The 21,124-nt window shown below is 59.4% G+C and carries 23 protein-coding genes and 2 pseudogenes; 13 read left to right on the forward strand and 12 right to left on the reverse strand.

The window, feature by feature from the left end; genetic code table 11:
• Nucleotides 1-843 precede the first annotated feature (843 nt).
• From AC731_RS19955 to AC731_RS20445, 3 genes are read right to left on the reverse strand one after another with little or no spacing between them, the layout of a single operon-like run.
• Nucleotides 844-2,571, reverse strand: a complete 1,728-nt coding sequence (locus AC731_RS19955) for a site-specific integrase (protein WP_156480729.1) — start codon at nt 2,569-2,571, stop codon at nt 844-846.
• A gap of 1 nt (nt 2,572) precedes the next feature.
• Nucleotides 2,573-3,826 (reverse strand): tyrosine-type recombinase/integrase, encoded by a 1,254-nt coding sequence (locus tag AC731_RS19655; protein WP_082794343.1) that lies wholly within the window; start codon nt 3,824-3,826, stop codon nt 2,573-2,575.
• Between the two features lie 30 nt (nt 3,827-3,856).
• Entirely contained in the window at nt 3,857-4,084 is a 228-nt protein-coding gene (locus AC731_RS20445) for a helix-turn-helix domain-containing protein (protein WP_082794344.1), read from the reverse strand.
• 30 nt (nt 4,085-4,114) lie between these two features.
• On the opposite strand from AC731_RS20445, the gene AC731_RS15120 reads away from it, so the two are divergent.
• From AC731_RS15120 to AC731_RS15130, 3 genes are all read left to right on the forward strand, one after another.
• Nucleotides 4,115-4,546 carry a helix-turn-helix domain-containing protein gene (locus tag AC731_RS15120; protein ID WP_053085830.1) on the forward strand — a complete coding sequence of 144 codons (432 nt, stop codon included), beginning with the start codon at nt 4,115-4,117 and terminating at the stop codon, nt 4,544-4,546.
• 16 nt (nt 4,547-4,562) lie between these two features.
• On the forward strand, nt 4,563-4,880 hold the full coding sequence (locus AC731_RS15125; protein WP_156480730.1) for a hypothetical protein: 318 nt from the start codon (nt 4,563-4,565) through the stop codon (nt 4,878-4,880).
• A 165-nt stretch (nt 4,881-5,045) separates the two neighbouring features.
• Nucleotides 5,046-5,720, forward strand: a complete 675-nt coding sequence (locus AC731_RS15130) for a tetratricopeptide repeat protein (RefSeq protein WP_237266542.1) — start codon at nt 5,046-5,048, stop codon at nt 5,718-5,720.
• 17 nt (nt 5,721-5,737) lie between these two features.
• Here AC731_RS15130 and AC731_RS15135 read toward each other — a convergent pair whose 3' ends face one another.
• A complete protein-coding gene (locus AC731_RS15135; RefSeq protein ID WP_269465505.1) occupies nt 5,738-6,043 on the reverse strand; it encodes an ATP-binding protein in 306 nt (101 codons plus the stop codon).
• A gap of 83 nt (nt 6,044-6,126) precedes the next feature.
• Between AC731_RS15135 and AC731_RS15140 the strand changes: the two genes are divergently transcribed.
• The 3 genes from AC731_RS15140 to AC731_RS15150 all read left to right on the forward strand — a co-directional run bounded on the left by AC731_RS15140 (nt 6,127) and on the right by AC731_RS15150 (nt 7,296).
• Nucleotides 6,127-6,402 (forward strand): hypothetical protein, encoded by a 276-nt coding sequence (locus AC731_RS15140; RefSeq protein WP_205626694.1) that lies wholly within the window; start codon nt 6,127-6,129, stop codon nt 6,400-6,402.
• Nucleotides 6,399-6,728 (forward strand): IS66 family insertion sequence element accessory protein TnpB, encoded by a 330-nt coding sequence (gene tnpB, locus AC731_RS15145; RefSeq protein WP_048707257.1) that lies wholly within the window; start codon nt 6,399-6,401, stop codon nt 6,726-6,728. The genes AC731_RS15140 and tnpB overlap by 4 nt, the downstream gene beginning before the upstream one ends.
• A gap of 61 nt (nt 6,729-6,789) precedes the next feature.
• Nucleotides 6,790-7,296, forward strand: a complete 507-nt coding sequence (locus tag AC731_RS15150) for an IS66 family transposase (RefSeq protein ID WP_053085832.1) — start codon at nt 6,790-6,792, stop codon at nt 7,294-7,296.
• A gap of 907 nt (nt 7,297-8,203) precedes the next feature.
• Here the strand turns inward: AC731_RS15150 and AC731_RS15155 are convergent.
• Complete coding sequence (locus AC731_RS15155) at nt 8,204-8,917, reverse strand: DUF2726 domain-containing protein (RefSeq protein ID WP_156480731.1); 714 nt, start codon at nt 8,915-8,917, stop codon at nt 8,204-8,206.
• Nucleotides 8,918-9,243: 326 nt separating this feature from the next.
• On the opposite strand from AC731_RS15155, the gene AC731_RS15160 reads away from it, so the two are divergent.
• The gene (locus AC731_RS15160; protein WP_048707261.1) at nt 9,244-9,483 is read left to right on the forward strand and encodes a helix-turn-helix domain-containing protein; all 240 of its coding nucleotides are present in this window, start codon (nt 9,244-9,246) and stop codon (nt 9,481-9,483) included.
• 531 nt (nt 9,484-10,014) lie between these two features.
• On the opposite strand, the gene AC731_RS19960 is transcribed toward AC731_RS15160, so the two are convergent.
• The 3 genes and pseudogenes from AC731_RS19960 to AC731_RS15175 form a co-directional block, all read right to left on the reverse strand.
• Complete coding sequence (locus AC731_RS19960) at nt 10,015-11,646, reverse strand: hypothetical protein (protein ID WP_156480732.1); 1,632 nt, start codon at nt 11,644-11,646, stop codon at nt 10,015-10,017.
• Between the two features lie 215 nt (nt 11,647-11,861).
• Entirely contained in the window at nt 11,862-12,641 is a 780-nt protein-coding gene (locus AC731_RS15170) for a hypothetical protein (protein ID WP_156480733.1), read from the reverse strand.
• Between the two features lie 671 nt (nt 12,642-13,312).
• Nucleotides 13,313-13,984: pseudogene (locus AC731_RS15175) on the reverse strand (SOS response-associated peptidase).
• A 94-nt stretch (nt 13,985-14,078) separates the two neighbouring features.
• Here AC731_RS15175 and AC731_RS15180 point away from each other — a divergent pair.
• The 3 genes from AC731_RS15180 to AC731_RS15190 are packed head-to-tail and all read left to right on the forward strand — an operon-like array spanning nt 14,079 to nt 15,118.
• A complete protein-coding gene (locus AC731_RS15180; RefSeq protein ID WP_048707270.1) occupies nt 14,079-14,399 on the forward strand; it encodes a hypothetical protein in 321 nt (106 codons plus the stop codon).
• Between the two features lie 30 nt (nt 14,400-14,429).
• Nucleotides 14,430-14,696, forward strand: a complete 267-nt coding sequence (locus tag AC731_RS15185) for a helix-turn-helix domain-containing protein (RefSeq protein WP_048707272.1) — start codon at nt 14,430-14,432, stop codon at nt 14,694-14,696.
• Nucleotides 14,696-15,118: a thermonuclease family protein gene (locus AC731_RS15190; RefSeq protein ID WP_048707274.1), complete on the forward strand. Its 423-nt coding sequence runs from the start codon at nt 14,696-14,698 to the stop codon at nt 15,116-15,118. The genes AC731_RS15185 and AC731_RS15190 overlap by 1 nt, the downstream gene beginning before the upstream one ends.
• A gap of 120 nt (nt 15,119-15,238) precedes the next feature.
• On the opposite strand, the pseudogene AC731_RS19665 reads toward AC731_RS15190, so the two are convergent.
• A pseudogene (locus tag AC731_RS19665) lies at nt 15,239-15,558 on the reverse strand (ISAs1 family transposase); the annotation flags it as partial.
• Nucleotides 15,559-16,020: 462 nt separating this feature from the next.
• Between AC731_RS19665 and AC731_RS15195 the strand changes: the two are divergent.
• From AC731_RS15195 to AC731_RS15205, 3 genes are all read left to right on the forward strand, one after another.
• Nucleotides 16,021-16,275 (forward strand): hypothetical protein, encoded by a 255-nt coding sequence (locus tag AC731_RS15195; RefSeq protein ID WP_048707276.1) that lies wholly within the window; start codon nt 16,021-16,023, stop codon nt 16,273-16,275.
• A gap of 117 nt (nt 16,276-16,392) precedes the next feature.
• Nucleotides 16,393-16,845 carry an H-NS histone family protein gene (locus tag AC731_RS15200; RefSeq protein WP_048707278.1) on the forward strand — a complete coding sequence of 151 codons (453 nt, stop codon included), beginning with the start codon at nt 16,393-16,395 and terminating at the stop codon, nt 16,843-16,845.
• Nucleotides 16,846-16,949: 104 nt separating this feature from the next.
• Complete coding sequence (locus tag AC731_RS15205) at nt 16,950-17,639, forward strand: SOS response-associated peptidase (RefSeq protein WP_048707280.1); 690 nt, start codon at nt 16,950-16,952, stop codon at nt 17,637-17,639.
• Between the two features lie 413 nt (nt 17,640-18,052).
• Here AC731_RS15205 and AC731_RS19670 read toward each other — a convergent pair whose 3' ends face one another.
• The 3 genes from AC731_RS19670 to AC731_RS15215 all read right to left on the reverse strand — a co-directional run bounded on the left by AC731_RS19670 (nt 18,053) and on the right by AC731_RS15215 (nt 21,052).
• On the reverse strand, nt 18,053-18,613 hold the full coding sequence (locus tag AC731_RS19670; protein ID WP_082794347.1) for a hypothetical protein: 561 nt from the start codon (nt 18,611-18,613) through the stop codon (nt 18,053-18,055).
• A 393-nt stretch (nt 18,614-19,006) separates the two neighbouring features.
• Complete coding sequence (locus AC731_RS15210; protein ID WP_048707283.1) at nt 19,007-20,191, reverse strand: IS91 family transposase; 1,185 nt, start codon at nt 20,189-20,191, stop codon at nt 19,007-19,009.
• A 12-nt stretch (nt 20,192-20,203) separates the two neighbouring features.
• Nucleotides 20,204-21,052 carry a tyrosine-type recombinase/integrase gene (locus AC731_RS15215; RefSeq protein WP_048707287.1) on the reverse strand — a complete coding sequence of 283 codons (849 nt, stop codon included), beginning with the start codon at nt 21,050-21,052 and terminating at the stop codon, nt 20,204-20,206.
• Nucleotides 21,053-21,124: the final 72 nt, after the last annotated feature.

Here is a 21,124-nt window from a genome sequence, read left to right on the forward strand (position 1 = left end):
TTGATTGCTGTCTCACGAAACGGGCCGTAGTATGTAGCGCCTATCCGTCTACCTGTTTTTCCGTTAAGTGCGGACTGAAACGGGTGGCGAAACTTAAGTCGCCGCTCATTCGGTGAGTTCCGGGACCAGGCGCCGTTATCCTCATAGGCATCAACAGCGAATTTGAAGCAGCTCTCGATCTGATGCTGATATTTAATATAGTCGGCAACGCAACTTGAAAAGCGGTTTACGAGGTATGTCCATATCCGCGGTGGAATATACTCCGTTTGCTGGCAAGTGTGCTCGGGCTGCGCTGCTTTTAGACGCCTAAGGCTAGATCTGTCTAAAAGTTCAAAGCCTAACGTATCCCGTGCGCCGCGCAGTCGCTCTAGTTCGGATAATATGTTTTCAAATTGGCTGGCGGAAATTGCCTTAGCAACTTCATCAATGATTCGGGGGTGGCGCGAAAGATCGGATGCGATAATTTTATGCGAACTGCAAACGGCAATAATTTTTCTAAACTGCTTAGCAATATTTAGTAAAGTTGCGGGACTCTTTACGCCGCGTGGCCCCCATCCTCGCCATGTTATTATTAGCCGCAGGATATCGGCGTTTCTCTGGTCGATGACAGGTGATCGAGAGTTTAACTTTGGTCCATCACCAAAGTTTATTGACGCTTGCGTGCCAGTCCAGGGCCAGAGAGGCCATATCGAGTCTCCCCATCGCGCAACGACTGTCCCTTTTGCATCTGTTATACAGGGCCAATCTCGAGGTGGTGGCCAACTTGGGGGGCGAAATGTGCAATCAGTGCCTTCGCTGCTTGGAGCGTCCAACTGAAGACCCCACTCACTCATAATTGACATTTCAGAGTCCTTCTGCGCTTTTTATTACGTAACGCCAATGAGGATGAAACTCCCCCTCTTCAACGCGATTGGCTGCCTCTTCAGTCCAGGCAAGACGTTTCGCGTTCGAAGAACGGAACCACGCCAACTTGGTCGTGAGCGCCTGAAGAGTAAATTCGACATGACGTACCGGATCTATACCCCTATTGGCAGGAAGTGATCCCTTTAATAGCAACACATTGAGGTGCCGCATACTTGTCAGAGACCAAACATAGTCCAAGGTATCTATATCCCGATGCTGGTTGCAGAAGAGGCATCCCGCGGGGTGAGTACAATCGGGCTTGGGCGTTCCATCCGGCAAATCGGGTATTGCAGTTGCAACGCCACTGCATATACCCGGACCAACGGATGGTAGGGGCGCGGCGATCAGTCTTGGATCATTTTTTCTCCAGAAAAGCGTGAACTCCGATAGTGCCAACTGGAGGCTCGGTTTCTCGTAGTGTCGAAGGAGAGTCTCTCTTGTATGCTGAGCCTGCTCAGCCGTTAAAGCGGAATCGTTCGAGTAACGCAATAACCAGTTTATTCTTGTTTTGCGCAGCTCGCGCGGGGCGATGAAACGAATGTTCGTTAGCCTGCAATATTTGTATCGGATTCTATCGAAGCCAGGCGTTGTGGTGTCGCTCGATCCATGCGGACGTATGAACGGGAAAAGAAGTTGGGGACGTTCGCTCAAGAATATCTTATCGCACCAATTGAGATAGCGTTCGAAATGCGGTTTGTAGCTGGAAAAAATTTCAAAAAGAACGCTGCCTTGGCGTCGATGCTTGTAATCTTTAACCTCATATCCGTCGGTCGTGCTCTTATAGCTAAATTGAGAGCGCTTCAATCTGCTCGCCTGACTGAGATTCATGCCGGTTTGAGCGATAAAAACGAGTAGCTCGAGTGCTATACGAAGATTGATTGCCGGAAATCGAGTGCGAGTGCTACGCTCGGCTTCCCAAGCGGCCCTTAGTTTCAAGACAGTTGCGGTAGATGCTTTGTGCTCATATCCGTCCTTTAAGCAGGCTACTTTTTCTGGGTTGGCAAGCCAACACCACTCATCAGCGATTTTCCCGTCTGGCAGTGGAATTCTTATTGGAAGGGATCCGTAGATGGCGTCAACATCGAGGTGTTCTATTAGTTGCACGCAAAGTTGGCCAAAGGCGAACGTTTCAGCGAGAATTTTTTTGTCCGCTGCGATTGAATCTGTGTGGCGGTGCTTCTTTGGAAAAGATATACATGACGTGAGAATCAATGGTTGTGCGAGTTCAAGGGCGGCGGTCAGGATGCTTGATACAACCAATGCCTCTGTGTAAACGGTGCTTTCGGAGTACTTGAGTTTGCGAACCTGAAGTTTCTTGGATTCGCACCATTGTCGATATTTGTCCTCGACAGTTTCTATGTCAAATACCCCTCCGGTGCTCTCGATCCAAGTAATGAAATGGCGAAGCCTTCTTATCGTATCCTCTGCTGTCCTTAAGGATCTGCCGCCTTGGATGCGCGCGAGAATTTCGTCGTGTATTTTTGTTAATAGCGGAATCCGTTCAGGTAGGGGTGGACCGAGTTGGTTATTGGCTATGGCTCGAATTGCAGCTTTTGGATGGGCTCGTGCGGCCCCGAGGTAGAACAGTGTGCTGAGGTTCCAGGGGGATTTATTTTTACTGAAATTTACTGACGGGAAAGTGAGATCTGGTAAGTCGGGATCTAGCATCCTACTTTCCTTGGATTTTTTCTTTCAAACAGAGAAAGGTTTCTGTGAATGCGTTTGCTACCTGTATTTTTGCTTCTGTGTGCTCGATAAATTGAATGTAGCGAAATGTAGTGCTAGCATTCTTGTGCAGCATTGCTTGTCGAACGAACTCTAGCGCTGCTTTGTGGTTGGCCACTTTTAGACATAGTGACATCAGCCATGTCCCAAACGTTGCTCTGGTCTGATGGAAATGGAATTTTTGGAGGAATTTCAAGCCGTTTTCTCGGCCCTTGCGGCGAAGATCAACCATCTCTCGACCGATGGAGGAGGGTTTGTATGGACGATTGAATCTGGTAAGGAACAAGAGTCTCTTATATTGGTGTTCGGATTTTATGGCGCGGTCTAGTCGGCGGCGTGATGTTGCGTATTGACGCAGGAGTGACATGAGTTCATTTGGGATCATGAGTTCACCGCTGACATCAAATTTTGTCGCAATTTGAGTTCCAGGGCCGACAGGAAGGACCCACATTCCAGGGGTATGGGGATCTTGTATTGCGCTCTCAAGTGCAGTGGTCGTGAATGATAGGATTGTTCCGAGTCGGGCTCCGGTGTAGAACCCGATTAATAGGATTAGGTACAGTTCGGATGATGTATTTTCACGGGCGAAAGAGATTAATGCGGACATATGTTCTTCCGTAAGGGGAAGGAGTCCGTCCTCTAGGATCAGCCCCGGCCGAGGACGATTTGGAATTGATATGTCCGTTGTAACGCGCTGAATTGTCCTTTCAAAGCCGACGCTATCGTAGTAGTGAACGATGATTGAGCGGTCTTGCCACAACGGGGTGCTGGATCCGATGAAGCCGCGTGCGGCAGCGTATCGGTAGAATCGGATAACCGCCCTCATCCGTGCCGTGGTGGTGGATGGAGCCAAAGTGCCCTGATCGCGCTGTTCGACTAAAGCGCCGCGATAGCGGACTATGACTCGGCTTGCTTTGAGTTTTGGAAAGTGGCGCCAGTCTGCTTCGGTTGATTCCAGCCAATCAGCGTATTTGTGAAGGTGCTCGAAGAGGTTCCGGATCGTAGCTAGTTTTTGGTCTTTGGTTCGCGCCATTTCTAGTGACCAAAGGTTTGCTTCGCGCCAGGGTCTTCCATCCCGCCAGTAGATCTGTGGGAGTCGGTCAACGACCTTAATGGTTGTATCAAGGACCCAAGTGACCTTGCGATCGATTACTTCTACGCGGTGAGGAACGTAGTGGATGTATTCGAGGTTCGCCATTGCGTAATTACTTTTGAGCTGATTCGTGGTTCAGTGTCGCTGGGTGGATTTGTGGCGGAGGGCTATTGCGATCAGGCGGGCCTCGCCTCGCTTTCCGAATGGGCGTCCTCTAAGGAGCGCATCAACTACATGAGGGGGGAAACCGTGTGCTTTCGCCCAGGCCGCGATTGTCCGTCCCGTTTCGTTAAAACCGGGCTGATTGCATCGGTTCAAGCATCCGCCACGCGGCACCCCGTCTCGAGTACGCATGAGATACATTGAAGCTACGTTTGTCGGAAAAGTCAACAAATGGAACAAAGCAATCCAAAACGAAACACCAAAGGGCTCGGCTACGGGGACAGGATCAGGGAGGAGAGGGCAAGGTTGCGGATGACCCAAGCGCAGTTCGCCAGTTTGGCGGGGGTATCGAGGGCTGCTCAGGTGCACTATGAACTTGGGCAGCGGGTTCCAGATCTGAACTACCTCGCTGCGCTTGATTCGTATGCGGATGTGTCATACATCATCACTGGCGAGTCGACGCTGCAGCAGTGCTCCAAGGCCCTCGATTTGAGAATTTGTGAGGTGATCTTTGCTGCAATCGACGCTTGGGCAGATGAGTCAAACAGATCGGTGAGTGCGAAACTCAGGGCTGAGTTGTTTCTCTTGTTCTATCAGCAGTTCTCGGCGACTGGTAGGGTGGAGCCTGGATGGATTAAGACGACGCTGAGTCTTGTGAAGTGATGTTGGGGTGTTAGTCGTGAATGCTGAAGAGACGAAGATGTTTGACGCAGTGCGCCGTGTTCTCAGACTCGCTGACCAAGCCAATGAGCTTGCCGCCGATCGTAAATGCGAGTGGCAGTGTACGCATTCTTCCGAGGCAGGCAGGTACGATGCTGCTATCGCCGAAATCTGCTTCGGGCTAGGGATGCTGGCTATCGCGCTATTTGCGGCGCTCATAGCTGCCGTGATGATTGATGTCGTGAACAAAGTGTTGTTTTCCGCCTTTTCGTTGGTATCTCTGATCGGCTCAGTCATTCGGCTCGACCGGATAGGGCGGGCGTTCAGAGCGAAATAGGAGTTCGGATGCCAGCGGACCTTGGAGCTGACGTTCCATAGAGACGTATGCTTTCGGTGGCGGCGGTAGGTCAGAGAGTAGATCGAGATCGGCATGCGAGCGGGTGCGAGTTGATGGGGTGCCGTGTGCGACAATCCCGCCCGAACTCAACCGCTCGAACACCCGATGACCACCCGCCAAGCCCCCGAAATCTTCCAGATCCCGCTCGACGAGCTCGACCCGGTGGGCCTGCCGCCACGCGGCACGGCCGAGTTCGAGCAGGCGGTGATCGGGCGCTACGCGCTCGACTACGCGGCGCGCGGTTGGCAGGCCGTGGTGGCGGTCGATGACGCGTTCGTGCGCGTGGTCGCGGTCCCCGAGCGCGGGGTCGAGCCGAAGGCCTACGTGCTGGGGCTGCTGCAAAACGGCTTCCTGGAGGATGCGCTGCCGGTGCTCGAGGCGCTCGACGGCATGCTCGACGACGCTGAACTCGCCTACAGCCACGGGTTGTGTTTGTCCGAACTGGGGCGACCGGCAGAGGCGGTCGCCCCGCTGCAGCGGGCGGTCGAACTCGACCCCACGCACGCGAACGCGTTCATCGCGCTCGGGGTAGCGTTCGCGCGCACCGGGCGCGCCGACGAGGCGGCCAACGCGCTGCGCGACGCGGTCAAGCTCGAGCCCGAGAACGCCTTCGCCAAGCGCAACCTGGCGGCGGTGCTGATGCGGTCCGGCCGGGCGGCCGAGGCGCTGCCGTTCTTCCGCCAGGCGGCGAGCCTCGCGCCGGCCGATCCGGGTGTCACTGACCGCCACAATAGAGCCACCGATGATCGGCATATAGAAGCCACTCGAACCGGGCTCTGACGGACGTCGTTGGGGGGTCAAGAATCGATGTTTTTCGGGGTGGTGGCAAGGGCGCTTTTCGCCCGATTCGGTCCCTGTCGGGGCGCACGGTAGGAGGCCCCGTCGAGGGTGAGGCAGTAGGCGTTGTGGCGCAGGCGGTCGACGGTGGCCGAGGCCAGCAGCCGGTTACCGGGGAAGGCCTGGTCCCACTCGGTGAAGTCGAGGTTGCTGGTGACGAGGGTGGCAGCACGCTCGTAGCGCTCGGCGATGAGGTCGTGCAGATCCTCGTCGGCGGGGGCGCGAAGGGGTTTGAGGCCGAAGTCGTCGATGATGAGCACCGGCACGCGGGCCAGTTGCTGCAGCTTGCGCTCACAGCGAAGCTTTCAAGCGGTCGGTGGTCTCGGCGTGTTGTGAGCCAGGCGTCTCGGTGGCTGGGATTGCCTTGGCCAACGGTCTGAACGCCAATCAGGTCCATCGCTGGATGCGCGAGCGCGGCATCGAGCCGCCGAGCCGGCGCAAGGCTGACAGCGCAGCGCTCACCGCTTTGGCTGAGCCGGGCTTTGTCCCCGTGCAGGTCGCTCCCGCAGTCGAGGCGCGGGTGATCCGCCTCGAGGCGCAGCGTGGCAACGCCCGCGTCAAGCTCGAGTGGCCGCTCGAGGCCGCCGAGGCGTGTGGTGTATGGCTGCGCGAGTGGCTCGCATGATCCGCATCGAGGCGCTGTGGCTGTCGGCCGCGCCACTGGACATGCGCGCAGGCATGGACACGCTGCTCGCGCAGGTGGTGCGCGTGTTCGGCGAGGCGCAGCCGCATCACGCGTATCTCTTCAGCAATCGGCGCGGCACCCGCTTGAAGGTGCTGGTCCATGACGGTTTCGGGGTGTGGCTCGCGTGCCGGCGCCTGAACCAGGGCCGGTTTCACTGGAGGGAGGGCCAGGACGGTGTCGCACTCACCCGGGCGCAGTTCGACGCGCTGGTGCTCGGGCTGCCATGGCAGCGGCTGGGCGACGGCGGTGTGATCCGGACACTCTGAACACGCGCTATCGGCGGATGCCCCGATGGTGGCGGATGCGTGCAGCGGACATGATCGATCCATGCCGCTGCCCGCCGACCTCGATCAACTGGATGCCGACGCCTTGCGTCGCCTGCTCATCGAGCAGGAGCGCGAACTCGTATGGCGCCAGACCAAGATCGAGCGGCTCACGCATGAGCTGGCGCTGCACAAGCGTCATCGCTTCGGCGTGAAGGCCGAGCGCCTGTCCACCGAGCAGGTGCAGCTCTTCGAGGAGACCGCCGAGGCCGATCTGGCGGCGATGAGCGAAGAGCTCGAGCAATTGCAACCGGATACCAGCAAGAGCCAGCAGCCCAAGGGGCAGGCCCGGCGCAAGCCGTTGCCGCCCGAGCTGCCGCGCACCGAGATCCGTCACGAACCCGACTCGACCACCTGCGCCTGCGGCTGCCAGATGCGCCGCATCGGCGAGGACGTGGCCGAGAAGCTCAACTGCGGCCGAAGCTTGTTCGGGCGCCGCTGCGAATGGTTGGATCTACTGGGGTCTCAAGAAACAATCCCCGAGATCATCCGGAGCGGCCTCAGGGGTTGATCGGCAAAAGAAGCGCAGCCGGTAGAAATAACGGCAAGTTGTTATATATTCGATTCAAAGAAGTCGGCTAGTATTTTTGCGTCTTTTTCGAGCACGGTTGACTGCACTATTTTTCTGCTTGGTGTTATTTCTTGAATCTTTATTTCCTGGTGCCTGGGGCCCCAAAAAATATAAAATAATTTGCAATTCAGCTTACTGCTCAGCTTCAGCAAGACATCCAGTCGCCTCCAATCCTCTGATTGATAGTTCTCGCACGATTCGCTGTCTATGGGGGATGGTAGGTTGTGGGTTTTGAATTCGCCAATTAAACGCGCGACACCATCTCTAATAAGAATAAAATCTAGGTCTCCTGGAAAAGGATCTGCGCTACCACTCTCTATAAATTCATTTGCGAGAAAACATTCGATCGCCGACGTTGCCACAGTGATGGGTTTAGGGTTTGAAAATGACCGGCCTCGATAAAACCTAATGTGCTCAGCAAGCCCGTGATAATCAACATACCGCCGTCTCGCTCTCCCAGAGTGGCGGCATGCTGCACCCATCCGGCAACTGCACCTATCGGATCAACTACCTCATCGGTGACAGAAGGGAGCCGGTGCCGCATGCCACCAACCCTGCGCCTTACGACCAGGGGCGTCGAGCATTTCGGGAGCGGTTCGTCACGGCCTGATCGAAGATCGAGTGACTGGGGACGGACGCAGGTAAAATTCCGGTAAACGGGAATCAACTGGCGTACTGTCTGATGCACTCGGCTGGCGACCACGGGGCTGGGCGCAACTGGCACGATCGTCTCCCGTGGCTGAATTCTGAGGGTTAGTGGGGCGCTTACGGCCCAAGGGGAAACTTGGTCGATGCGCGGCCAGCCTGCTCTTAGATTACTTCGCGTCTGGTGGCGTGAGTCCGGGATTCACGCCGAGAAAGCCGTGGAACGTAGAGGTGGCCCTGGATTGAGATGGGGCACAACCTCCTCCGTCAAGAGCGCATACCACTCATCACTCCGCATTGAGCCTGGAGACTCGACCCGCAGTCGGAAGAAGGGCATGCCAAGTAGGCGAAAAATCGCATTCTTCATCTCATCGCGAACGCGAACCTTTGGCTGGTCGTGGTAGGCGCTGTCAAGCTCAAAGGCGGCAACCGGTCGACCATCATCGGGGACCACCAGGACTGCATCAAGGCGACACTGCCGACCATATGCCCAGACTTTTTCGCCAAGCAGGTGCTTCATCTTTGAGACGTCCGCCACTTGGTCCAACGGATAGTTGGGTAGTGCCATGAAGGCTGGAAAGCGAAGGGTCAACGCATGAAGGAAGGTGCGCTCCTGCTCACTCCGAAAGACCGATCTGCGTCTACCTGCGGTTTCGGCGGCGGAGAGGGGCCCAAATTCCATGAAGGTGCTCTGCACGAAGCGGCGGACCTCGATAACAGGTCCCACCAGATCCTGGTTGCGCGCTCGAGGCGACGGCTGGCGACTCTGTGCGCGAGAGAGCCGATTCTCAAGCAGCCGGTTTCGCTCCCCCAACAACTGCAAGGTCTTGGACTTGAGGCGTGCGGCGAGTTCCAGAATGACGTCGTGCGGCGCGAGCAGCGTTCCGGCAAGCAGAAAGGTCTCGTAGGCTCTCATGAGGGGCTTTGGGGGATGTGCGCAATCCTCAATGAGAAGACACAGTGCCTCCCCGCCGAGCGCCTTGACATAGTCATCGACCTTCGCCAGAGCCTGCAACGGAGGGGAACGGAAAGCTGTCAGAAAGGCCTCGTGCTCCCTCTGGTGCAGATGGGCACGCAACTGCCTTAGTAGTGCGATTCCGCTCGGGTTCTGGACCACAGTCTTTCAGCTAGGGGGGGATGGCGTGGGATAGTACGGCGCGCCGCGCGCATTGTCACTCATAGCGCGTGGCCTCATAGAGTGCCAGTTCATAGCATCGGCCGAAATCGACTTTACGGCCACAAGTGCACTCCCTCGATCCCAGAATCCAGTTCGGCAAACATCTGGCAAGGCTGCGTCGCCAGCGCGGGTGGTCTCAGGAGCACCTTGCGCTTGAGAGCGGTCTGGCGCGGAGCTACCTGGGCGGTGTCGAACGCGGACAGCGGAACATCGCTCTCCTCAACATCTGCCGATTGGCTGAAACGCTGGGGCTACCCCCCTCGGAGTTGCTGAACTTTCCCTCGTCGGAAGAGCAATCCTCCTAAAACCCTAGGCTGGCAGCCGTGGGCAGTTCGCGATGCACAATCACCCACGCTGCGGGGCGCACGTACGCGAGTCTCCGTTCGCCCACAAGCGCGCGTTGCGTGCTACACACAAGAGGCAATCTAAAGATAGTTGCCGTCGCGTGCGAAGTGTCAAAGCTGGCATGACGAGGGCATGGTATGGGCCGATGCTCGCCATCCGGTCCGGCTGTTGAGTCGCCCCGCAGGAGTCACAGCGCTCGTATTTCACGCGCCATCCGAGACGTCAGTCGGCCTCATCCAGACCGGAACAATTTGCACGTGAACGCCCGGTTGCGATTGCCGTGATCGAAATGGCGGCTGGTGACACGACTGCTTGATCTACCCCTAGAAACCGCAGTTGTGACCCGCTTGCCGCTCCAAGCCGGCGTCGCGCAGGGACCTTCCGGCGTTCGCGACTTCTCTGAACTGCCGCTTTTAGGATCAAGGAACCCCCAGAGCGAGAGATCGGGCAGCAACACAATCACTTGCGCTGGCAGGTCGGAGTCGGTCGTCCTACTCCCGCCGCAGCACAACAAAAGCAGGAGGCGATCGTACGAGGGCATACTGCCAGAGTACGTCTACCTCGAATGGCAGACTGATACTTTCTGGCGCGAGTCCCCCTTTGTGATGGCCTTGCACCTGGAACTGGTAGCAAGTCTCTTTACCCGTGCGAACAGTGTGGCAAACAGCATACTCGCCGACACCGTTCGTGTTCTCATTGCATGAGCGGGAATGCTTCATATGCAGGCTCTTCAGCGAGAACCCAGAGCCGACTAGGGCGTAGTTCGGTGGGGACTCTCCGCTACATATCGAGTAAGGCGGTTCGTTTGATCTCCAGCCGTGACCGCTGCGCCAGCCCTCGCTGCTGCGGTATCGGACGTCGACGCGATCGGCGGAGTGGGCGCTATAGACGAAACTTAATGAGGCTACGGTCTCTCCGTTGGCTACGACAGTCAACGTTGGGGGAAGCACACTCTTCTCCGTACCCTCGGTTGACACCCTGATCGGTGGAATCTCCACCGCGATCTCCTGCAGACCCGCGGGAGGAAGCACGAAAACGTGGCGCGGTAACTGGCGAGTGTCGATGCCCATTCGCTCGCGGCGTGTGCGGATCGACTCTTCATCGAGGGTCATCCCCTCGACGAAGATGGCAACAGCCATCGAAGCGGCGTACCTAGATTGCATCAGGAAGGTCACCCGGGCCGCCTCTCCGACTACACGGGGACCGAGGTCAACTATCCCTACGCTTCCCTCTAGCCGGTTGCCTACACGCGTCAGGTGCAGTTCTAGCCTGGGTTGATTGTCAGACGAGTCCACCGGCGGCATCACAACCTTCCTTCGAAGGTCAGCGCCGGTCGACGTTTCTCCTTCGAACTGCAGGCGTGGAGACGCGTCCGATTCGCTCGCATCGAACTCTAGGCAAACACCGATGCACGGGAATTTATGTGGCCGTTTGCTACTTGGAGTTTCAAGGCTGCGCCATGATGCACCAGGAAGGGGTGCAACAGACTCCATTTGTTTCCGCAATGACTGCTGGTAACGTGACGCACGCTCTTGCTCGGCAACCGACACTGCACTCACCCTGGCGTTGTGCTCGTTCTCCATGGCACGCCGTATAACTGACGACCCGACAAAACTGCGCTCCAAGTCCGCGGCCGCTTGGTATATATCCTTGATGATGCGGCCGATGGCCCCTCGTTGCCCCCTAAGAATCTCTTCTTGAAGCCGCGCCGGCGCATCGGTACGCATTAAAGGACGGCGGCTGGTTACCCATCGATCGATTACCTCGTCTTTACGGGCATCCGGCAAAAGGGGAGGGTTGCAGACCAGCTTGCTCTGATTTCGAAGCAAGAGCTCGCGAAGGTACGCGTCAGGAAAAACTTGCTTCCAAGGCGGCGTATCGAGTCCGGCAATGCGCGCTAGCCGATCGACGAATCCGACACAATTTACGGCCAAAGCCGAATAGTCTGGAGGATTGAGACGCCAATTCTCGATCTCGGTAATCATCCGGTCGAACGTGTCGTCATCGATGAACGTAGTTAGCGTTAGATTTGCTGGGTTGTGAACGTAACGATGCGGTTCGTATCGAAGGGTTCCGGGCACCTCGGTGGTCACAGCCTTAGCCAGAACCACGTAGTACTTCATCGTTCCCTCTGAAGCCGTCTCCAAGTAGGAAAAGCCAAAAGCCCGGCGTGCAAGTGGCTGCCCCCTGTAGACCCCTTGAAACTCAACGAATGCGTGTGGGCTCTCTTTTGGCGACCAACTTTCTGGCTTTGCGTGGAAGATAACTTGCACCAGGGTTTCAGCCCTCGCTTGGCACACGAAGGCCAGAAGGAGCACGGCCGCTACTACTACTGCTCTCATTGCAACCCCGCCAGCAACGAATTCACCAACACGGCGCCAGTTGCGTCGGGCGTCGGCGTGCTTGTAACCGCGTAGTAAAGCTTCCAGTTCTCGAACTCTAGAACGAAAGGTAAGAAGTCGAAGCCAGTCCATGATGTGGATGCGCTGGCGGGGACGAAGGTTTTCGCTACAAAAGCGCTAATTGGGTAACCAGCGGCCTCAAGATCGGACGCTTGGGCCACGTAAACAGTTTTGGCAACTTTTCCCCCGTCGATGATAGCGAAAGGAAATCTCGACGGACCACCCCACAACCCCAAGGGCAGAAAGCTGTCGGAGTGATCGGAGGCGCTCCTAGATAATGTCTCCGTATGGCTGGTCAGCAAGTCTCGTACCAGGCGAATCGCTTTGGAGTTGTCGATCGGAATCGCTGAGTCGATGTGGACCGCCGTAACGCAAGCCGATTCGTAGACGACCGAACTCGGTGCGCGAACTACTGTATCTATCTCGATTGCCGTCACATCCATACTGTGGCCGAGTTTGACGCGAACGTGGTTCCTGTCTTCTGCGCCGCACGCAGTTCCTGCTAGCATCTTCCGCAGATCGGCACCGAGAACCTGATAGCCAAGGCGTGTTGTCGCTTTGCCGCCAGACACGATGGCGTCGACAACCAAGGCATACCGCGGTGGCTCCAACTTGAGACGCGGGCGCGGGTACTTGTCACGGATGGGCCCAAGGACGTCGGCAAAAGGGGCGACCATAAACTCGCAGACCGAGTGGCGAACCATGTCCATGTTCAATGGGCAAATCCGCCGCGGCGGCACAGAGTCTACGTCTTCGACCGAATCCCATCTTGCCATAGGCCCGGCTTGGGACTGCAGCCCGGCACTCGCCAAAACTGCAGCGAGCGTGCATCGCAATAAGATCTGCATGACGCCTCCAGACTGTAGTAAGCAAATGCCCGCGTTAGCTGACTCTGATCAGTTCAATATAGATACTGGCGTGATTGGACGAAAGTGTGTTTGCCAGGGTGGTCTCCTCAAGTGGGACCACCACTGCAGTGGGACCGTCACTGCACAAGACGGCAGAAACTATGTCCAGATGCGCGTTGGCCAGCCGGACCTGATGCCACGCTGGCTCTCAATCAACCAAGCACTACTCATCAAACCTGCGCATAGGGGTCGGCTTGACGGTGGCGGGCGTTGGCCGAGGCTGTGTAAGAACGCGCACACGGGTTGTCGCTGTGGGAAGCCGTGGCTGAAGCGCCGGCGTAGGATCGGTTGCGGTGGGAGCCCTTAGTCCTCCAGAGGAGCGATAGCAGCCATCGGTGGGAAAACTCTCAACCGACTTGCCGACTATTCACGTTTTTTACACAGCCTCGGCCGAGGCACTACGAAGGGCGGAGTTTCCCTCAGTCAGGTCAGGAGCCGACACGATTCAGCACGAATTCACTGCATAGGGTTGTTCCGTCTCAGGGCAATGGCAGTCTTTCGACCAAGCTCGAACCCTGCGTCCGCGGATTCCCCACCGCTAGCCCCACCGGATAGGCCTCCATTTCCGCTGACGGGTAGTCGCCGACGAGCTCGAGCACCATTTTCGCGTCGGTAACACCAGGATCCAGCCAAGCGGCGTAGTCCTCGGGCCGGATGAGGAGCGGCATCCGATCATGGATAGGCCGCATCAATTCATTCGCCGCAGTCGTCAGAATCGCGAAGGTGAGGACCGACCCCGTAGGGCCCTCCCAGTGCTCGAGGAGCCCACCGAAGCCGAACAGCGCCTCACCACCGACGGGCCGGATGAATTACGGCTGCTTGTACCCGGCAACCGGTACCCACTCGTAGAACCCCGACGCCGGCGCGAGCACGCGCGACCGCTTGAAAGCGTGCCTGAACATCGGCTTCTCGCCCGCGGTCTCGACCTTCGCGTTGATGGGCAGGGCGAGCTTGCCAGGTTCCTTCACCCAGGACGGCAGCAATCCCCAGCGTGCGGAGATCAGCTCGCGCTCTCCGTCGACGCCGCAGCGGACGATCTGCGCATCCTGCGACGGGGCGATGTTGTAGCGCTCCTCGAGGTTAGCCGGCTCGACGCCAAACTGCTCTCGTAGACGCGATTGAGGGCCATACAGGGCATAGCGACCGCACATCACAGTCTCCGGTCAGTACGTTGTAGCGACACCCTACACCGCTCGAACAAGCCCGGCATAAACTGTAGATGTTTACAGCAAATAACGCGCCACCATGTTCGTTCGCATCCGCCGCCTGCGCCAAGGCGGTCGCCGCATTCCAGACCACGAAGCCGGTCGGCCCGAGCACCAGGCGGTCGGTGATTTGCAGTCGAAGGGCCGCAAGTTCGAGCTGCACCAGCCACTGGCGAACGCCGGCCCGAGATATTTGCTCCACGACGCTCGCGTGGTAGCCGTTCAGCCGGGCGTCGGCGGCATGCTCATTCGTGGGTTCGAGGAGTACCGCGGCGGCGCCGTGCTGCAGGAGTGGGAGGTCACGCCCCTCGACCAGGTACTCGGCGACGACGGACTGAAGCACTGGAACTGGCCGCGCTAGAATATGCCTTTGGAAAATCGAAAGCCCGCCATGAAGCTCAAGATCTACACCGGCGCCGAGGTCCGCGAACTGCGGCGCAAGCTACGCCTCAACCAGCTGGAGTTTTGGACGCCCTTCCAGACGACTCAGAGCGGCGGCAGCCGATACGAGTCCGGTCGCGAGATCCCCAACCCCGTCCAGGTGCTGCTGAACATCGCCTTCGGTACCGATGCGAAGGCCGCGGCGATCTTCGACGAGCTGCGCGCGCACGGGAGACCAAAGAGGAAGGCCAAGACCACTAATGCCGAGGCCAAGTAGTGCCGGGCACCGCAGCGCTCATCGTCGGCCTCGTAGTGGCGATCGCCGACGGCGACACGCTGACCGTGCTGAACGAGGACTTTCAGCAGGTCAAGATCCGGCTGGCGGAGATCGCCGCCCCCGAGAAGAAGCAGGCTTTTGGCACCCGCTCCAGGCAGTCCCTCGGCGAGTTGTGCCACGAGAAGCGCGCCGAGGTGAGGGTAGAGGACGTCGACCGCTATAAGCGCATCGTCGGCCGGGTCACCTGCGCGGGCGTGGATGCGAACGCCGCACAGGTGCGCCGCGGCATGGCGTGGGTGTATGACCGCTACGCGAAGGACAAGACCCTGTACCGGGCGCAGGACGAGGCGCGCAGTGCTGGGCGCGGACTCTGGGCAGATAGAGACCCCGTGGCGCCATGGGAATGGCGGAAACGCTCATGACAACGATTATTTCCCGCAACGTCGTGGCCTGATTCAAGGCCGCGGCGGACAGCACTCGGCCAGTGGCCAGCCAGGGCAATAGCACCCTAAAGTCACATTTCCAAGCAGCTCGGCGCGAAATTAAGCAATGGTCGCAGCCATCATGCGCTTCGACTTGAAGCTCGCCTTGCGAGTCGCTGTGTCGTGTTGAGTTGCAGCAGGTTCATTACGATGTGGCGAACGATGGCCAGGTTGTTGGCGGCATAGCCGCTGCGCACCCGTGACTGATCCTCGTGGAACTGCACATCCACACACCCGTGAAGCTGATTCTTGATTTCCCAGTGGCTGCGTGCGGCCCGAGCGACGAGCTTTGCGTTGGCTCGCGAGCTGCTGATATAAAAGACGCGCTCGGTGTTGGTGTGATCGCCCACGGTGCGAATGCGCTCGACGACCGCGAATGTAGGTTCACAGAAAAACTGAGAAAACTAACAAATAGTTGCTCAGCTACGGGCGGAAGACAAGATCACGATCGAGAAGGGGCGACGGCGACACCGCGGACGCCTCGTCGGCGAGTGTGGCCGCAACCCGGTCGAACACGTATTCTCATTCGACTTCATTACGCGAAAGGGCGAGCGGCTCTGTGGGGAGACTCAAAGGGGAATCGCTCGGCGCAAGATGAACGACCGATTGGGGCGTGGCCTCGCTATACCCGGCTGAGGCAGCCCTGTAAGCGTTGCAGCATACGAGGAACGAATCGCACTCGGGACACACGAAACCCTCGACTCCCTCGCCAGCCACACGCTCATAGCGCTCAAGCGCCACAGGGGCGTGACACGCCGGACAGGTGAGGTGGGTCGGATGTTTCATCGCATACGCTCCTGCTAAACTGTATTTTCGTACAGCCTTCAGCGAGAAGCAAGGACGTGACCTGCCGCACTGTGGACATCGCGCTTGTCGAACTCGACGAAGCCGCGCTGCTTGCATCGGGCGCGGCGTTGCGGCGCAGCCTGCCCTGGCTCGGTGCCCAGCCGTCCGTCCAGCCGAGCCATGGCCTGCTCAATGCGTTGACGGCGAAAGCCTATCTGCATCGAGACAACCACCTCGAACTGCGTATCGAGGGCACATTCGGCAGCGAACTGGTACTGGTCGTCCCGGACGGCCAATGGTCATGGCGATGAATGCTGATCACGCCGTCCATCACCGATTTCTCTACGACCAAAGACGTAGTTACGAAATGACGCGGGTACCATACGGGCGTGGCACACAGGTGCCGATCCTTCGAACGAGCCCTCTTCATGACCAACCTTGCCGACTACAGTCTCCCCCAGCTCAAGCAACTCCAGACGCGCATCACCAAGGAGATCGAGAAGCGCGAAAGTGACACTAAGGCATCCCTGCTGAAGCGTCTGCGCAAGCTTGCCCAGGAGGAAGGCATCAGCCTGGAAGATCTGCTGGGCCGTGACGCTGGCACGATCGCCCCGGCCGCAAAGCGGGGACGTCCCACCGCAAAGTCCGTTTCGGCGAAGAAGGAACCATTGCCAGCCAAGTACTGCAACCCCAACAATCTCGAACAATCCTGGTCGGGCCGGGGACGCAAACCGGGATGGTTCGAAGCTTGGGTGGCCAATGGCGGCAGCATTACTGCTCTGGAGAACGCCGCGACCGTGGCGAACAAGGGACGCCGTGGTGCGCTGGCCATCACCCCCGCCGCGGCCGAACCGGTGCCCGAGGCCCCCGCTGCGGCGTAAGTCACCGTCACGCGCAAACGCGCCACACTGCCTGTCCGGAAGCGGGAAATCAGTTCATTCTTCCGAAGGCCTGCGCCCTTCTCAGGTGTTCGGAGACAACCCTCATGTGCGGCAGATACGCACTCTACGGCCCCGTATCACGGCTGCGTGAACGGTTCTCAGCCAACATCGATGAACTGGCGGCCGACTTCGGCCCACGCTACAACGCAGCCCCGATGCAACTGCTGCCCGTCGTCCGCCAGCGCCCCAGCGGCGAACGCGTCGTGCACCTGCTGCGCTGGGGCCTGATCCCCGGCTGGGCGAAGGACGAGACCATCGCCACCCGGCTCAGCAATGCACGTGGCGAAACGCTGGCCGAGAAGCCCGCCTTCCGCACCGCCTACAGATCGCGCCGGTGCATCGTGCCAGCCTCCGGCTTTTACGAGTGGAAGGCGATCCCCGGCGGCAAGCAGCCCTACTACATACAGCCAGCCAACGACGAGCTATTCGGCTTCGCCGGGCTGTGGGAGCGATGGACCAGCCCCGCAGGCACCCCGATCGACACCTTCACCGTCGTCACCACCGAGGCGAACGAATCCATGCGCGCGCTGCACGAGCGCATGCCGGTGATCCTGCAGCCCGGGGATGACAACCTGTGGCTCAGCCGGGACACCACCCCCGAGCGCTTCGGCCAACTCATCGCGCCCTGCCCGGACGCCATGCTGCGCATGCATCCAGTGTCGAAGGCGGTCGGCAACGTGCGCAACGAGGGGCCGCAACTGATCGACGCATCGTCAGATCCACAGTCGCAATGACGCGGCTCAGTTATCCAGCCTTCCTGTGGATAAGACTGGGGATAGCGACTGGGAAGGTGCGCCAAGCCGTTGTGCGAAAGGAAACTCTGTCGGCTGCTTCAGGAATGGGCGACAGTGGCAGCATGCACCTTGAGCGAGTCCTAGGTTTTCCTGGGCAGCAATTCGGCCTCAGCTGCCGGTGGCTTGATGGCGCAGTCAGGCAGCAATGTGCTGGTCACCTGCCGTTTAAGCGTGAGGCGACGGTGGACGGCGGCTTCTCCACCCTTCCAACTGGAACTACCGACCCAGAGCAGCCGTAGAGCTTTTGGGAAAGCTGTCGTTCAACGTTGGAATTCAGCGGCTGCCGTAGGCAGTCCGCTGGAATGACTTGTTGGGCGATAGTTCCACTGTTTAGATACAGGGGGACAGTGGATTTACTTGGGCTGGTACTCAAGTGATGAGTGGTGAAGGTTGATACGCAGATTTCCCGCATCATCTCTGACGTAACCCCACGTTTTGTCAACGGTAGTTACTTTCCCATTCTTGTCGGTGAAGTGAACTTTCCCCATCGTAATTGCGCTATTACCATCAATAAAAATAGCAGAGTTCACAGGCTCGCATTTTCTCCAGCCTTTTAGAGCAAAGCCTGTGTCACTGGGGAAGGCGGTATCGCCACCCACGAAATAAGACAACGCACCAGCACGTGTTGGGCGAAACGTTTGGGGATTCACAGTAAGCGTTGGCTTAAAGAGGACTGCGCCCATCTGGTAGGCGTAAGCGGAATCAATGACTTTCCCAGCTAGCGCTTTCGCCGCCGCTTGCCCTTCCTTTTCGTACAAAGCGTTGATATCAAGCAGGGCACTACACCAAGCTCGCTGAGCCGCCACTGCTTCCTTCTCAGTGATTGCCTGATTTACAACGATAGGCTCATTTGCGGTTGCAATACTCGAAGTAAATGCGGCTACTGCTGTTAATGCTATGAATTTGACTTTCATGGTTGAGACTCCTTTGGGTTGAGAAATGGGTTTCTGCAAATCTTTACTGCGCCTAACGAATAGGGTTTATCCCTCGCGCCGCAAGCGCCGTTCGGTGCGCAGGCGCCTGCCGCGAGGGATAAGCCTTGTTGAACTGAACCGCCGCTCAGGCGGTGATACTGGGGATTCTACGCGCGGGTCATCCACATCGGATAGCGCGCGGCAGGGTCGGGTCAGCAACGAGTATCCGACGCCGCTGAGCCGCTCGCGACCATCGCCGTAATGGGCCGCGATCGGGTGCCGGCCGTGCATCCGGCGTGCGGTGTCGGTCGCGTTCAGCAGACGGGGGACGTGCCACGGCCTGCCGGTGCGGACGTTGCATCGGCAAGGGCCGAGACGGGGGAGCGTGAGTGTTCATGGCGGCCCATCCCGACAGCGCGGTGCAGGCGCGGGCGGATCGTACCGGCGAGCCATGACGATCTCGACCGTGTGCCAACGCCCGACCCCACAGTGCGGGCAGCATCGCGGGTCCTCACCGCTCACGCGGGCGAGGAAGTCTGCGGCCGCTTCGATCACCGCCGGCTGCGGTGCCGGCGTCTGGAGTGCCACACGGGCGGCGGCGAGCCGGGCCCGCTTGTGGCCGCAGGCGAGCAGCCCGTAGTGGCGCAGGCGCTTGAAGCCGGCCGGCAGCACGTGGCGCAGGAAGCGTCCGATGAAGGTGTCGGTCGGCAGGCTGACCGTACGTTTGCCACCGGTCTGGTTGTCGCGCACCCGAAGGCGCACCTGGCCCGCATCGCAGCCAAGCAGGCGGTCGTTCGAGAGCGCCACGCGGTGCGTGTAGCGGGCAAGGTAGTCGAGCACCTGGGCGGGTCCGCCGGGCGGCGGCTTGGCGTAGACCACCCAGTCGTGCGCGAGCAGCGCACGACGTCGGGCTTGCCATGCACCCGGCGCAGCGCTCGGATCGTCGGCCAGCTCGCCGCTGCGGTGGGCCGCGTCGAGCCGCGTGAGGAGCTTGCCGCGAAACACCTTCGAGGCGGCCTGGACGGGAAACAGGAAGCGCGTACCGCGCGCCGGTGTGCGCCATCTGCCCTCGGCGTCGAGCCCGCCACAGGTGATCAGGGCGTGCACATGCAGGTGCATGCGCAGGTCCTGGCTCCAGGTGTGGAGCACGAGGCTGAAACCGGGCACGGCGCCCAGCCAGCGCGGGTTGGCGGCGAGCTCGAGCAAGGTGGCCGCCGCACTATCGAACAACGCACCGTAGAGCCAGCGCGGGTGCCGGATCGCCAGTGGATTGAGCGCGTGGGGCAGCGTGAACACCCAGTGTGCGTAGGGCACCGGCAGCACCTCGCGCAGGCGCGCCGCACGCCAGGCCTCCTTGGCCCGCGTCTGGCACTGCGGGCAATGGCGGTTGCGACACGAGCGCCAGACATGGCGCTCGGCGCCGCAGTTTGCGCAACGCTCGCGTACGCCGCCGAGCGCGGCGGTGCGGCAGTCGACGATGGCACGCCAGGCCCGCGCCTGGGTGGGCGACAGCGCATGGCTGCTGCGGTAGCTGCTGCCGTGCGTGCGCAGGATGCCGGCCAGCGTGGGCCGGTCCATGGCCGCTCGGCCTCAGAGCCGGCGCAGCAGATCGAGCGGGCTGTCGTGGGGGATTGAACCCGGACGCGCCAGATGCAGGTAGCGCTGCGTGGTCGACAGGTGGCCGTGGCCCAGGAGCTTCGCGAGCGTGGCAAGATCGACGCCGGCCTCCAGCAGATGGGTGGCGAAGGCGTGGCGTAGCGTGTGGATGCCGCCCGTCTTGGTGATGCCGGCCCGATCGCGGGCACGGTAGTACGCACGTTGCGCACTGCTGACGTCGAATGGCCGGGCGGCGTCGGTGGTGCGAGGGAACAGCCAGTCGCGGGGTTTGCAGATGCGCCAATAGACGCGCAGCGCTTCGAGCAGGCTCGGACTGAGCAGCGTGTAGCGATCCTTGCCACCCTTGCCCGCCACCACCCTGATGCACATGCGATCCGGCGCGCTGTCGATGTCGGCGACGCGCAGCGCGCACACCTCGGACACCCGCAGTCCGGCCGCGTAAGCCGTCATCAACAGCGTGCGCGTGCGCAGATTGGCGGCCGCCTCGAACAGGCGCGCCAGTTCCTCGCGCGAGAGGATCTCCGGCTGACGCTGCGGCGTGTGCGCGTAGGGAATCGTGATGGCCTCGGCCGTGCGGCCCAGCACGATGTCGAAGAAGAACTTCAGGGCGCACACGGCTTGGTTCACGGTGGTGTAGGCCAGGTGCCGCTCGGTGATCCGGTGCAGCAGCCAGGCCTTCACCTGTGCGGCATCGAGGCGGTCGGGACTGCAGTGGTAGTGCGCGGCCAACTGCGCCACCACCGACAGGTAGGCCTGCTGCGTGCGCCGTGCCAATCCGCGCAGCACCATCGCGTCGATCATCTGCTGACGTAAGGGGCTCATGACACTTCTCCTTGAACGCGGGGACATCCCCGGTTTCAAGGTAGGTCGTCGTCGCAGACGTCATGAAAAACG

This window comes from Thauera humireducens (assembly GCF_001051995.2).
GTDB lineage: Bacteria > Pseudomonadota > Gammaproteobacteria > Burkholderiales > Rhodocyclaceae > Thauera > Thauera humireducens.

Excerpts from the sequence above, each read along its gene's own strand:
- AC731_RS19955 (WP_156480729.1), bottom strand. The coding sequence starts at position 2,571 with ATGCTAGATCCCGACTTACCAGATCTCACTTTCCCGTCAGTAAATTTC.
- AC731_RS19655 (WP_082794343.1), bottom strand. The coding sequence starts at position 3,826 with ATGGCGAACCTCGAATACATCCACTACGTTCCTCACCGCGTAGAAGTA.
- AC731_RS20445 (WP_082794344.1), bottom strand. The coding sequence starts at position 4,084 with ATGTATCTCATGCGTACTCGAGACGGGGTGCCGCGTGGCGGATGCTTG.
- AC731_RS15120 (WP_053085830.1), top strand. The coding sequence starts at position 4,115 with ATGGAACAAAGCAATCCAAAACGAAACACCAAAGGGCTCGGCTACGGG.
- AC731_RS15130 (WP_237266542.1), top strand. The coding sequence starts at position 5,046 with ATGACCACCCGCCAAGCCCCCGAAATCTTCCAGATCCCGCTCGACGAG.
- tnpB (WP_048707257.1), top strand. The coding sequence starts at position 6,399 with ATGATCCGCATCGAGGCGCTGTGGCTGTCGGCCGCGCCACTGGACATG.
- AC731_RS15150 (WP_053085832.1), top strand. The coding sequence starts at position 6,790 with ATGCCGCTGCCCGCCGACCTCGATCAACTGGATGCCGACGCCTTGCGT.
- AC731_RS15155 (WP_156480731.1), bottom strand. The coding sequence starts at position 8,917 with ATGAGAGCCTACGAGACCTTTCTGCTTGCCGGAACGCTGCTCGCGCCG.
- AC731_RS19960 (WP_156480732.1), bottom strand. The coding sequence starts at position 11,646 with ATGAAGTACTACGTGGTTCTGGCTAAGGCTGTGACCACCGAGGTGCCC.
- AC731_RS15180 (WP_048707270.1), top strand. The coding sequence starts at position 14,079 with ATGTTCGTTCGCATCCGCCGCCTGCGCCAAGGCGGTCGCCGCATTCCA.
- AC731_RS15185 (WP_048707272.1), top strand. The coding sequence starts at position 14,430 with ATGAAGCTCAAGATCTACACCGGCGCCGAGGTCCGCGAACTGCGGCGC.
- AC731_RS15200 (WP_048707278.1), top strand. The coding sequence starts at position 16,393 with ATGACCAACCTTGCCGACTACAGTCTCCCCCAGCTCAAGCAACTCCAG.
- AC731_RS15205 (WP_048707280.1), top strand. The coding sequence starts at position 16,950 with ATGTGCGGCAGATACGCACTCTACGGCCCCGTATCACGGCTGCGTGAA.
- AC731_RS19670 (WP_082794347.1), bottom strand. The coding sequence starts at position 18,613 with ATGAAAGTCAAATTCATAGCATTAACAGCAGTAGCCGCATTTACTTCG.
- AC731_RS15210 (WP_048707283.1), bottom strand. The coding sequence starts at position 20,191 with ATGGACCGGCCCACGCTGGCCGGCATCCTGCGCACGCACGGCAGCAGC.
- AC731_RS15215 (WP_048707287.1), bottom strand. The coding sequence starts at position 21,052 with ATGAGCCCCTTACGTCAGCAGATGATCGACGCGATGGTGCTGCGCGGA.